Raw genomic sequence first — 12384 nt, 5'->3', positions numbered from 1 at the left:
TAAGGCCAGGCCGTTACAACTTTTTTCAAATAACCTTTCTATTTCAGCACCGCCCCCTGTGGGAGCTGGCTTGCCAGCGAAGGCATCCATGCGGTGCATGAAAACTCGCGGTGCCTGAATACGTTACTTCAGTACCGCCAGCGCCGCGTCGTAGTTCGGCTCTTCGGCGATTTCCTTGACCAGTTCGGCGTGCAGCACCTTGTCGTTTTCGTCCAGTACCACGACTGCACGGGCAGTCAGGCCCTTGAGCGGGCCGTCGGCGATGGCCACGCCGTAGTTCTGGATGAATTCGGCACCACGCAGGGTGGACAGGTTCTTGACGTTTTCCAGGCCTTCGGCGCCGCAGAAGCGTGCCTGGGCGAACGGCAGGTCGGCCGAGATGCACAGTACCACGGTGTTGGCCAGTTCGTTGGCCTTGGCGTTGAACTGGCGCACCGAGGTGGCGCAGGTCGGGGTGTCGACGCTCGGGAAGATGTTCAGCACTTTACGCTTGCCGGCGAAGGAAGCCAGGGTCACGTCGGACAGGTCGCCCGCCACCAGGGAAAACGCAGGTGCCTGGGCACCGACTTTCGGCAGTTCGCCGTTGACCTGAACCGGGTTGCCTTTGAGAGTCACTTGAGCCATGAAAGAAGTCCTTATGCGGGGGTGAGTAAAGGACCAGAGTTAAGCATGAAAGTGCCCCGACACCTATGGGGCAGCGATAAATTGTTGAATATCCAGAGAGTATTTGTGGACAAAGAGCGAGCAAGGGTGTGCACCCCTGCCCGCCCCCGGCCTCAGCCGACCAGCGAGTAGACGATGGCGCTGATGGCCACCAGGCCCACCACGACCACGAACACGTTGGACAGCGCGCCACTGTACTTGCGCATCGCCGGCACGCGGCGGATGGCGTACATCGGCATCAGGAACAGGATCGCCGCGATCACCGGGCCGCCGAACGACTCGATCATGCTCAGGATGCTGGGGTTGAGCGTGGCCACCACCCAGCAGATCACCAGCATGAAGGCTGCGGTGAACCGGTCCAGGGCCTTGGCGCCCGGCCGCTTGCCCGTCTTGAGCACCAGGCCCTTGAGGCCTTCGCTGGCACCGATGTAGTGGCCCAGGAACGACTTGGCGATGGCGATGAAGGCAATCAGCGGTGCAGCGAACTCGATGGTCGGGTTGCTGAAGTGGTTGGCCAGGTACGACAGGATCGACAGGTTCTGCGCCTTGGCCTCGGCCAGTTGCGCCGGGTTCAGGGTGAGCACGCAGCTGAACACGAAGAACATCACCATCGCCACCATCAACAGGTGCGCGCGCCGCAGGATCTGCCCGCTGCGCTCGTCGGCGTGCTCGCCGTAGCGGCGCTTCTGGTCCACGGCAAAGGCCGAAATGATCGGCGAGTGGTTGAACGAGAACACCATCACCGGAATCGCCAGCCACAGGGTGTGCACGAATGCCGACCCCGATGGCAGCTCGGTGGCGGCCGTGAGGATGCCGCCGTTCCAGTGCGGTATCAGGAACACCGCCAGCAATGCCAGGGCCACGATGAAGGGGTACACCAGCAGGCTCATGACCTTGACGGTGGCCTGCTCGCCGCAGCGCACGATGACCAGCAGGCCCAGGATCAGCACGAACGACAGCAGCACCCGCGGCGGCGGCGCCATGTGCAGTTGATGCTCCATGAAGCTGCTGACCGTGTTGGTCAGGGCCACGCTGTAGATCAGCAGGATGGGGAAGATGGCAAGGAAGTACAGCAAGGTGATGCAGGCGCCGGCGCTGAGGCCGAAATGCTCCTCCACCACTTCGGTGATGTCGGCACCGTCACGCCCCGAGAGCACGAAGCGGGTCAGGCCACGGTGTGCGTAGTAGGTCATCGGGAAGGCCAGCAGCGCGAGGATCAGCAGCGGCCAGAAGCCGCCGAGGCCGGCGTTGATTGGCAGGAACAGCGTGCCGGCACCGATGGCGGTACCGAACAGGCCCAGCATCCAGGTGGTGTCCTGCCGGGCCCAGCTACCTAGGGCGGCGGGGGTCGATTCGAAGCGTTGATCAACGCTCGGGGCCTGCTCATTCATCCGGGTGCAACTCCGCTCGCAAGACTGCAACATCGCTGGGAGTGGCCAAACAGACGCATCGGCGCACCCCAGCTGTAAAAGAGGGGCGCGATTGTGCGCGCTTTGGTTGCACTTGCAAAGCCCTTGCCGAGGAGTGGTTGCACCTGCCGGCAACGCATCGCCGGTCAAGCCCGCCCCCACAAGGCCATCACTGTACGTGTGGGAGCGGGCTTGAGCCGCGACTGGCCGTTATGCGGTCTTGTGCACCGCCGCGAACGCTTCGGCCACCTGCTGCAGGTTGTCCGGGCGCACGCCCGACATGCACACCCGGCCGCTGTCGATCAGGTACACGCCGAACTCGTCACGCAGCCGGCGTACCTGCTCCACGCTGAAGCCGGTGTAGCTGAACATGCCGCGCTGGCTCAGGAAGAAGTCGAAGTTCTGACCCGGCAGCAGCACCGCCAGTGCATCCACCAGCGCCTGGCGCATGTCCAGGATACGCAGGCGCATCCCCTCCACTTCAGCCTGCCACTGGGCATTCAGGCCGGCATCGCCAAGCACCGTCGCAACCAGTTGCGCACCGAAGTTGGGCGGGCTGGAGTAGTTGCGGCGCACGGTCGCCTTGAGCTGGCCCAGCACGCTCTGCGCGGTGGCGCTGTCGTCACAGACCACCGACAGGCCGCCAACCCGCTCGCCATACAGCGAGAAGATCTTGGAGAACGAGTTGCTGACCAGGCACGGCACGCCGGCGCGGGCAAACTCGCGAATGGCGTAGGCGTCGGCGTCCAGGCCTTCACCGAAGCCCTGGTAGGCGATGTCGAGGAACGGAATCAGCTCGCGCGCCTTGACCACCTCGATCACCTGCTGCCATTGCGCCTGGTTCAGGTCGACCCCGGTCGGGTTGTGGCAGCACGGGTGCAGCAGCACGATGCTGTTGGCCGGCAGGGTCTGCAGGGTGGCGAGCATGCCGTCGAAGTCCAGGCCACGGGTGGCCGGGTCGAAGTACGGGTAGGTGTTGACCTTGAACCCGGCGCCTTCGAAGATCGCGCGGTGGTTGTCCCAGGTCGGGTCGCTGACCCATACCTGCGAGTCGGCGAAATAGCGCTTGAGGAAGTCGGCACCGACCTTCAGCGCACCCGAGCCGCCCACGGTCTGCACGGTGGCCACACGTGCGCCACCCACGGCCGGGTGATCGGCGCCGAACAGCAGCGCCTGGATCGCCTGGCGGTAGCTGCCCAGGCCTTCCATCGGCAGGTACAGCGAGGCTTCATGGGGCTGGTCGGCCAGGCGTTTTTCCGCCTCGCCCACTGCCGCCAGCTGTGGCACCACACCGGCGGCGTCGTAATACAGGCCGATGCTCAGGTTGACCTTGTTGGCACGCGGATCGGCCTTGAAGGTCTCCATCAGGGAGAGAATCGGATCGCCGGCATAGGCATCGACATGTTTGAACACAGCGTGCAGCTCCTTGGGTCTGGGCAAATCGTGAAAGACGCTGCCGAGGATACCTGTAGCCGCCGATTTGTGACATGACCCTGGATGCAACTGATCAGTGCAGCTGCGCATGCATCCGCCGGCGAAAAGGCCGCGGGTCACCCCTTGGCCAACACCTGCAACTGCTCGAACTCCTGCGCCGTCACGCTCACCCCGTCCCGCGCCGACGCCTCGCGCTCACGCAAGCGCCGCTCGCCGGGCATGCGGGTCAGGCCTACCGCCTGCATCTGTTCCACCAGTTCACGGCTGCGCTCGGCAAAACGGCTGCCTTCGGCCTTGGTCGGGTCGATCACGATCACCAGTTGCCCGGTCCACGGGGTCTTGGCGCCCGGGTGCTGCGACCAGTCGAACTCGAACGAGAAGTTGCCGCCGGTCAGCGCCGCGGCCAGCAACTCGACCATCATCGACAGCGCCGAGCCCTTGTGCCCGCCAAAGGGCAGCAAGGCACCCCCGTCGAGAATCGCCTGCGGATCGCAGGTCGGCTGCCCGTCGCGGTCCACGCCCATGCCTTCGGGCAACTGCTCGCCCTTGCGCGCGGCAATCTGCACGTCACCATGGGCGATGGCGCTGGTGGCCATGTCGAACACGATCGGCGCATGCCCGGCACAGGGTGCGGCGAACGCGATGGGGTTGGTACCGAACAGTGGCTTGCGCGCGCCGTGCGGCACCACGCAGGTCATGCTGTTGACCACGCTCAGGGCCACCAGGCCTTCTTCGGCAAAGGGCTCGACATCCGGCCACAGGGCCGCGAAGTGATGCGAGTTGTGTATCGCCAGCACAGCAATGCCGGCACTGCGGGCCTTTTCCACCAGCAGCGCCCGCGCCGCCTCAAGCGCCGGCTGGGCAAAACCGCCCCCGGCATCGACCCGTACGTAGCCGCTGGCCACGTCCTGCACTTGGGGCACCGCCGTGCCGTTGACCCAGCCACTGGCCAGGGTCGACACATAGGCGGGAATCCGGAATACCCCGTGGCTATGGGCGCCGTCGCGCTGGGCGCTGGCGCAGTTGGCGGCCAGCGTGCGGGCAACCGATTCGCTGGTGCCGTGGCGCACGAAAATCTGCTGCAACAGGCGCTCGAGGTCGGCCTGGGGCAAGTGGTGAACAGCTGCGGACATCTGAAGCTCCCTTGTTGGAATTGGTATGGGCGACAGCAGTGAGCGATAGCGGACTTTCCTCCGATTGACAGCAAACTGTCAAATGTTGACTTGATGACAGAAAACATTCATTTTCTATTCCCAGCGCAACCGTCGTCGAGAATCGTCCGTGAGCCAACCGATCAAGCAACGCCTGGAAAACAGCCTGCAACATGCGGCGGCCTCGGGTCGCAAGATCGCCACGTACATGCTCGCCCATTTCACCGACCTGCCCTTCGAGACCTCGGCCAGCCTGGCGGCAAAAATCGGCGTCAGCGAATCGAGTGTCGGGCGTTTCTGCCGCTCGCTCGGCTACGAACACCTCAAGGCCCTCAAGCACGATCTCAAGGACGACCTGGGCGATGGCCCATGGCTGGTCGGTGATCGGTTGCAAGAATTTCGCCAACAACAGGGCAAGGACGACATCGACCGCGCGCGCAGCCTCGAGCTGGAGGTCGCCGCCCTGGTGCGGGTCTACGAGTACAGCCGCACCGAGGCCTGGCACACCGTGGCCCGGCGCCTGGCCGAACGGCGCCGGGTATTCATTGCCGGGTTCCAGACCGAGCGCGGTATCGCCCAGTGCATGAGCCACCTGCTGCAATACCTGCGCGATGGCGTGCAGGTGGTGGACGGCAGCGCCGGGCACTTCGGCGAAGTGCTGCTCAGCGCCTCGCACGACTGCGCGCTGGTGGTGTTCGAGGCGCGCCGCTACTCGCGCCACGCCCTGGTGCTGTGTCGCAAGGCACGCGAAGCGGGCATCCCGGTAACACTGGTTACCGACACCTTCTGTGACTGGGCCGATGCCAACGCCGACGAGGTGTTTCGCATCCCCACCGAATTCAATCTGTTCTGGGAGTCCACCGCGACGATGCTGTCGTGGGTACACCTGATGGTCAACGAGGTCTGCAAGAAGCTCGGGCCGGATGTTGAAAAACGCTTGGAAGCAACTGCCGCTCTACACAACGAATTCGTTGGCTACACGTCAACGAGCAAACAATAGCAAGAGTGCAATCAACCACGAGGTGTTTCATGAAACCCGTCCTCCGCTTTGCAGGCGCATGCGCGCTGCTGTTCGCCGGCATCACCTCGGCCCAGGCCGAAACCCTGAAGATCGCCACCGAAGGCGCCTACCCGCCGTTCAACTACGTCGACTCCAAGAACCAGCTGCACGGCTTTGACGTGGACATCGCCAAGGCCCTGTGCGAACAGATGAAGGTCGAGTGCACCGTGGTGGCCCAGGACTGGGAAGGCATCATCCCGGCGCTGATGGCCAAGAAGTACGACGCCGTGGTGGCCTCGATGATCAACACCGAAGAGCGCCGCAAGAAAATCGCCTTCACCAACCACTACTACAAGACGCCGCTGTCGGTCGCAGTGCCCAAGGACAGCGAGATCACCGACGCGCAGACCGACTTCAAGGGCTACACGGTGGGCGCGCAGTCCTCCTCCACCCAGGCGATCTACGCCGAAGACGTGTATGGCAAGGCCGGTGCCGACGTCAAGCTGTACCCGACCCTGGACGAAGCCAACGCGGACCTCGCCGCCGGGCGCCTGGACGGGGTGATTGCCGACAAGTTCCCGCTGCTCGAATGGCTGGGCAAGGCAGGCAAGGACTGCTGCAAGATCCTGGGTGACGTCAAGGGCACCACCGCCGATGCCTCTATCGCCGTGCGCAAGGAAGACGAGGCGCTGCGCGAGCGCCTGAACAAGGCCCTGGACGAGATCGTCGCCAACGGGACTTACCAGAAGATCGCCAGCAAATACTTCGACTTCGATATCTACCAGTAAGACCGCATTCGCTGGCAAGCCAGCTCCCACAGGGTTTTGCGTCAACCGCGACCCTGTGGGAGCCGGCTTGCCGGCGAAGAGGCCCTGTTGTCTTGCCGAGGGTTCGCGCATGATCGAACAACTGTCCCTGTTATCCTTCGCCAGCGGTGGCTGGGGCCAGGCCCTGCTGGCCGGCGCCCTGGTGACCATTTCCCTGGCCCTGGCCTGCCTGCCCATCGGCCTGCCGCTGGGCCTTGGCGTGGCGCTGGCCGCCCGCTCGAAAAAACGCTTTCCGCGCGCCTGGGCCACCGTGTTCTCCACGGTATTTCGCGGCCTGCCCGAACTGCTCACGCTGTTGATCATCTATTACGGCTGCCAGATCGCCGCGCAGAAGATCCTCACCGCCATGGGCTACGAGGGCGAGGTAATGATCAATACCTTCCTCGCCGCCATGATCGCCTTCAGCCTGGTGTTCGCCGCGTTTTCCAGTGAAATCTGGCTGGGCGCGTTCAAGACCATTCCCAAGGGCCAATACGAGGCCTCGGCCGCGCTGGGCCTGAGCAAAACCACCACCTTCCGCAAGGTGGTGTTCCCGCAGCTGGTGCGCATCGCCCTGCCGGGCCTGTCGAACAACTGGCTGTCGCTGCTCAAGGACACCTCGCTGGTGTCGACCATCTCGCTGGTCGACCTGATGCGCCAGACCAACCTGGCCGTCAGCGTGACCAAGGAGCCGATGTTCTTCTACACCGTCGCCTGCCTGGGCTACCTGCTGTTCTCGGCGCTGTCGGGCCGGGTCTTCGCCTATATCGAACGCCACACCAGCCGTCACCTGCGGAGTGCACGCACATGAATCTCGATGCCCTGCTGGCGTTCTTCGTCGACCCCGACCTGCTCGAACGCTACGGCCCGCGCTTTATCGACGGGCTGCTGGTCACCGGCAAACTGGTGGCCATCTCCTTCACCCTGGGCGCCCTGCTGGGCCTGCTGCTGGCGCTGGCGCGGCTGTCGAACAACGTGCTGCTGCAACGCCTGAGCGCCGGCTACATCTACTTCTTCCGGGGCTCGCCGCTGCTGGCGCAGCTGTTTCTGCTGTACTACGGGCTGGGCTCGCTCAAGAGCTTCTGGCAGGACGTCGGCATGTGGTGGTTCTTCCGCGAAGCCTGGTACTGCACCCTGCTGGCCTTCACCCTGAACACCGCCGCCTACCAGGCCGAGATCTTTCGCGGCAGCCTGATGGCCGTGGCCCCCGGGCAATACGAGGCGGCCAGGGCACTGAGCCTGAAGCGCTCGACCACCTTCTTCAAGGTGATCCTGCCGCAGTCGCTGATCGTGGCCATCGGCCCGCTGGGCAACGAGCTGATTCTGATGATCAAGGCCAGTGCAATCGCCTCGCTGGTGACCATCTACGACCTGATGGGCGTGACCAAGCTGGCCTTCTCGCGCAGTTTCGACTTCCAGATCTACCTGTGGGCCGCGGTGCTCTACCTGCTGATCGTGGAGATCGTGCGCCGCAGCCTCAAACACATAGAAGCCCGACTGGGCCGCCACCTGCGCTGAACCGTAGCCGTAGAGGATTTTTTCATGCATTGCCAAACCATCGTTCTGGGCGCCGGTATCGTCGGTGTTTCCACGGCCCTGCACCTGCAAGCACGCGGGCGCAAGGTGATCCTGATCGACCGTGACGAACCGGGCAGCGGCACCAGCCACGGCAATGCCGGCCTGATCGAGCGCTCCAGCGTGATCCCCTATGCCTTCCCGCGCGAGCTGTCCAAGCTGCTGCGCTACGGCCTCAACCGCCAGCCCGACGTGCGCTACAGCTTCAGCTACCTGCCCAAGGCCGCGCCCTGGTTGCTGCAATACTGGAAGAACTCCGCCCCGGCGCCCCTGGCCGAGGCCACCCGCGCCATGCTGCCGCTGGTGCAGCGCTGCGTCGAGGAACACGACGCACTGATCGAGGCCGCCGAACTGGGCGCCATGGTGCAGGCCAAGGGCTGGATCGAGGTGTACCGCACCCAGCCTGCCCTGGCCCAGGCCGTGGCCGATGCCCAGGCGCTCAAGCCCTACGGCCTGCAGTTCGAGATTCTCGACAAGCAGCAACTGCACGAGCGCGAACCGGACCTGAGCGCCAACGCCGTGGGCGGCATCCACTGGCTCGACCCCAAGACCGTGAGCAACCCCGGCGGCCTCACCCGCGGTTACGCGGCGCTGTTCGTCAAGCGCGGCGGGCAGTTCATCCAGGGCGATGCGCGCACCCTGCGCCAGGTGGCCAGCGAATGGCAGGTCGACACCCGCCAGGGCCCGGTCACTGCACCGGAGGCGGTGATCGCGCTGGGCCCGCAGGCCGGCGAGCTGTTCCGCCCGCTGGGCTACGATATCCCGTTGGAGGTCAAGCGCGGCTATCACGTACATTTTCATGCCAAGGCCGGTGCTGCACTCAAGCATTCACTGTGCGACGTGCAGGGCGGCTTCGTGCTGGCACCGATGGCCCAGGGTATTCGCCTGACCACCGGCATCGAGTTCGCCGCCAGCGACGATGCGGCCAACGAGGTCCAGTTGCAGCGCTGCGAAGCCATCGCCCGCCAGCTGTTCCCGCTGGGCGAGCGCACCCAGGACGCGCCGTGGCTGGGCCGACGCCCCTGCCTGCCGGACATGCGCCCGGTGATCGGCCCGGCGCCGCGGCACAAGGGCCTGTGGTTCAACTTCGGCCACGCCCACCACGGCCTCACCCTGGGCCCGGTATGCGGGCGCCTGCTGGCAGAAATGATTACCGGCGAGAACACCTTTACCGACCCGACGCCCTATGGCGCCGACCGCTTCGAACACTGAGATCGCGGAGAACAACAACATGACCGCACCACTGAGCCTTGCCGCTGCACGCCCCGACACGCACCCCGACCCGCGCAAGGTCGTGGTGAGCATCGACGGGCTGAACAAGTTCTATGGCGACTTTCACGTACTGCGCGACGTCGACCTCAAGGTGCGTGAAGGTGAGCGCATCGTGCTGTGCGGGCCGTCCGGCTCGGGCAAGTCGACGCTGATCCGCTGCATCAACCGCCTAGAGATCGCCGAAAAAGGCACCCTGCTGGTCAACGACACCGACCTGGCGCTGACCACGCGCCAGGCCGCCGAGGTGCGCAGCGAGATCGGCATGGTGTTCCAGCACTTCAACCTGTTCCCGCACATGAGCGTGCTCGACAACTGCACCCTGGCGCCGATGAGCGTGCGCGGCCTGTCGCGCAAGGAGGCCGAGGAGCGGGCACGGTTCTACCTGAACAAGGTGGGCATCGAGAGCCAGGCGGGCAAGTATCCCAGCCAGCTGTCGGGCGGGCAGCAGCAGCGCGTGGCAATCGCCCGGGCGCTGTGCATGAAGCCAAAGATCATGCTGTTCGACGAGCCGACCTCGGCACTGGACCCGGAGATGGTCGCCGAAGTGCTGGATGTGCTGGTCAAGCTTGCCGACACCGGCATGACCATGCTGTGCGTGACACACGAAATGGGCTTTGCGCGACAGGTGGCCGAGCGCGTGCTGTTTCTGGACGGCGGGCAGATCATCGAGGATGCCCCGCCCGAGGCGTTCTTCAACAACCCGCAGAGTGATCGGGCCAAGGGCTTCCTGGCGCAGATTCTGCACTGAAGCCGCTGGCCTTTCGCGGGTCACGCCCGCTCCCACAGGGGCTCACGCCGGCCTTGTGGGAGCGGGTTTGCCCCGCGAAAGGCCCACCACGTACTACGCCTAGCGCGCCTGCATCTTCGACTTGATGAACCCGGCCACGAACGTCAGCACCGCGCCGCCGGCACCACCGCCGACGATGCTGCTGATGATCGCCGCCATGTCCAGCGACCCGCCAGCCCCCATGGCGGCCCCGGGCTCACCGGTGATCGCGGCCAGTATCTGGCCCACGATCACCCCGCCCACCCCGCCGAAGATCGAATTGAGCAACGGCCCCATGCTCTGCTTGCTCATGCCGGCGGCATTGCCGCCTACCACACCACTGATGACCTGAATGACCAGACTCACGATGTCCATGGCTATACCCCTGCGCAGCGCTGATTGAGTGACGGCTCAGCTGCGACTACGACTACAGGCACTACCGGCGGCATCGAGACGTCTCGATCCGATCAACGACAGCCAGCTGTTGCGGATACGCGAAGTATAGGACAGGTACACGCCCTGCCCTTGCCGCCTCACACGTCGAAGTTCATGCGCCGCAGCCGCGCATCGATGGCCGGCGCGTTGAGCGCGCGGTTGAACACCAGGGCCAGCAGCAGCGACAGCGGCACCAGCGTGGGCAAGGCCCCCAGCATGCCGACCAGCGCACTGGGCAGCATGTGCTGCAGGCGTGGCCCGTCCCGCAGCAGGGCGATCGGCGTGTCCGGGAACAACGCCAGCAGCGGCATCAGGCAGAAGGCCAGCACCACGGCGGCCAGCAGCCGATTGCCCGGGCCCTTGCCCATGAAGCGGTTCATGCGGTGCCACAGCATGTCCTTGAACAGCCAGGTGCACAGCAGCCCCACGCCCACCAGCATCACCCCGTTGATCGGACTGGTGAACGGCAGCACCAGGTAATGCTTGAACATGGCCCACACCGTGGCCGGGCCATCGGCCCTGAACAGCACCTGCGGCCCGCCGAACTTCACCTCCAGAAGCTTGCCCGCGCTGAAAAAGAACAGCACCAGCATCAGCAGGCTCAGCCGCCAGAAGTAACCCAGCGCACGGCGCAGCACCAGCCTGGGCTCCAATTTGCTGCGCAGGGCCGTCTGCTGGTCCGAGGCGTTCTTGCGCAGCGCGAAGAAGCGATTGGCCTGCTCGGGGCTGACCGTGCCGTTTTTCACGTCCGACAGCTGGCTGACGTAATTCACGTGTCCAGACTCCTCGATCATGCGCCGGGCCACCGAACGCTCGCTGGCCAGGGCCACCTGTTCGATGTCTGCCGGGTTTTCCAACTGCTCGATCACCCTGTCGAAGTAGCTGGCGGCCAGCCCGTCATCGAACACCACATGCCGGTAGCGGCCAAGCATGTTGCAACGGATGCTGCGCCGTCCGGCACGCACCTGGGCCTGGCTGTAATAGCAGGTGCCGTCCACGCTCAGTACCAGGTCGCCCTTCTCGGGTGTGTTGTCCGGGTAATAAGGCGCGGCGAACCCTTCGGCAGCCCGCTCGATGGTTTCGGGCTCATCCCCCCACTCGTCGACGTAAGGCTTGAGCCAGGTATCGTTGGACTTCAGGTGCACCGAATTGCCGACCGCCTTGGCCGACACCTCCAGGGTGTAGCGGGTGCAGATGAACTTGTCGCCCAAACAGCCGCCGCAGGTCACCTGCCCCCCCATGCAGCCGCACGCCACAGAGCCGCCCACACAACTGGGGCAGTTGTCGCCGCCTGCGCCCATGCAGTAGGCACAACTGCCACTGCCGGTGCGGCCGGAGCCGCCACAGCCCCAGCACTGCGTGCGGCCCTTGCCGCTGCAACTGCTGCATCTTAGCTTGCAACTGCCGTTGCACGCGGTGCAGCGCTGCTTGCCGTAACCGCTGCAGGTGCCGCAGGTATGGCTGGTGTAGAGCGGGTCCAGGGCAAACAGCTTCACCTGCTGGCTGCGCAGAAAATGCGCGGGATTGCTGCCCAGCCCCTTGAGCACACGGTTCTTGTAATGCGCCGCGCCCCTGCCCAGCAGCACTTGACGCTGCTCGGCCATCGACTGCTCGAGCTGGTGTTCGCTCACCGAATTGATCCGCAGCCCCACCGAAGCCGACTCGCGGCGCACTTCGGTCACCAGGCTCCAGCGCCGGCTCACGCTCACCGCGCGCCCCTTGTCCTCGACCTGCTGCACGGTCAGCTCGAGATCGGAGGTGTCATAGCCGCACCCCTGCAGGCGGCTGCGCAGTGCTTGCTCCACGGTGCGGGTGAATGCCTGGGTCATCGTCTACTCCGTCTCAATGCGCGCGTCCTGTTTTCGCCTGCTGG

At 64.8% G+C, this 12384-nt stretch carries 12 protein-coding genes; 6 read left to right on the top strand and 6 right to left on the bottom strand.

Annotated features, from left to right (window positions below; genetic code table 11):
* Positions 1-123 precede the first annotated feature (123 nt).
* The 4 genes from tpx to V9K84_RS07730 form a co-directional block, all read right to left on the bottom strand.
* On the bottom strand, positions 124-624 hold the full coding sequence (gene tpx, locus V9K84_RS07745; RefSeq protein ID WP_043861433.1) for a thiol peroxidase: 501 nt from the start codon (positions 622-624) through the stop codon (positions 124-126).
* A 152-nt stretch (positions 625-776) separates the two neighbouring features.
* Positions 777-2054, bottom strand: a complete 1278-nt coding sequence (locus V9K84_RS07740) for a serine/threonine transporter (RefSeq protein ID WP_088514960.1) — start codon at positions 2052-2054, stop codon at positions 777-779.
* Between the two features lie 228 nt (positions 2055-2282).
* Positions 2283-3485, bottom strand: coding sequence for an amino acid aminotransferase (locus tag V9K84_RS07735; protein WP_043861431.1), 1203 nt, complete (start codon positions 3483-3485; stop codon positions 2283-2285).
* A 137-nt stretch (positions 3486-3622) separates the two neighbouring features.
* Positions 3623-4639 (bottom strand): Ldh family oxidoreductase, encoded by a 1017-nt coding sequence (locus V9K84_RS07730; protein WP_043861430.1) that lies wholly within the window; start codon positions 4637-4639, stop codon positions 3623-3625.
* Positions 4640-4787: 148 nt separating this feature from the next.
* On the opposite strand from V9K84_RS07730, the gene V9K84_RS07725 reads away from it, so the two are divergent.
* From V9K84_RS07725 to V9K84_RS07700, 6 genes are all read left to right on the top strand, one after another.
* Positions 4788-5657 carry a MurR/RpiR family transcriptional regulator gene (locus tag V9K84_RS07725; protein ID WP_043861429.1) on the top strand — a complete coding sequence of 290 codons (870 nt, stop codon included), beginning with the start codon at positions 4788-4790 and terminating at the stop codon, positions 5655-5657.
* Positions 5658-5686: 29 nt separating this feature from the next.
* Positions 5687-6445 (top strand): transporter substrate-binding domain-containing protein, encoded by a 759-nt coding sequence (locus V9K84_RS07720; RefSeq protein ID WP_088514961.1) that lies wholly within the window; start codon positions 5687-5689, stop codon positions 6443-6445.
* Between the two features lie 109 nt (positions 6446-6554).
* Positions 6555-7274 (top strand): ABC transporter permease subunit, encoded by a 720-nt coding sequence (locus tag V9K84_RS07715; protein WP_043861427.1) that lies wholly within the window; start codon positions 6555-6557, stop codon positions 7272-7274.
* The gene (locus V9K84_RS07710; RefSeq protein WP_043861426.1) at positions 7271-7981 is read left to right on the top strand and encodes an ABC transporter permease subunit; all 711 of its coding nucleotides are present in this window, start codon (positions 7271-7273) and stop codon (positions 7979-7981) included. The genes V9K84_RS07715 and V9K84_RS07710 overlap by 4 nt, the downstream gene beginning before the upstream one ends.
* A gap of 24 nt (positions 7982-8005) precedes the next feature.
* The gene (locus tag V9K84_RS07705; protein ID WP_043861425.1) at positions 8006-9250 is read left to right on the top strand and encodes an FAD-binding oxidoreductase; all 1245 of its coding nucleotides are present in this window, start codon (positions 8006-8008) and stop codon (positions 9248-9250) included.
* A 19-nt stretch (positions 9251-9269) separates the two neighbouring features.
* Positions 9270-10058 (top strand): amino acid ABC transporter ATP-binding protein, encoded by a 789-nt coding sequence (locus V9K84_RS07700; RefSeq protein WP_043861496.1) that lies wholly within the window; start codon positions 9270-9272, stop codon positions 10056-10058.
* 99 nt (positions 10059-10157) lie between these two features.
* On the opposite strand, the gene V9K84_RS07695 is transcribed toward V9K84_RS07700, so the two are convergent.
* Positions 10158-10451 (bottom strand): hypothetical protein, encoded by a 294-nt coding sequence (locus V9K84_RS07695; protein ID WP_054914585.1) that lies wholly within the window; start codon positions 10449-10451, stop codon positions 10158-10160.
* A 158-nt stretch (positions 10452-10609) separates the two neighbouring features.
* Positions 10610-12340 carry a hypothetical protein gene (locus V9K84_RS07690; protein ID WP_338794329.1) on the bottom strand — a complete coding sequence of 577 codons (1731 nt, stop codon included), beginning with the start codon at positions 12338-12340 and terminating at the stop codon, positions 10610-10612.
* Positions 12341-12384: the final 44 nt, after the last annotated feature.

The sequence above is a fragment of the Pseudomonas sp. AE27 genome, from assembly GCF_037113495.1.
Taxonomy (GTDB): domain Bacteria; phylum Pseudomonadota; class Gammaproteobacteria; order Pseudomonadales; family Pseudomonadaceae; genus Aquipseudomonas; species Aquipseudomonas palmensis.
Note: the sequence above shows the minus strand (reverse complement) of the source record. Positions and strands in the feature narration are given on the sequence as shown.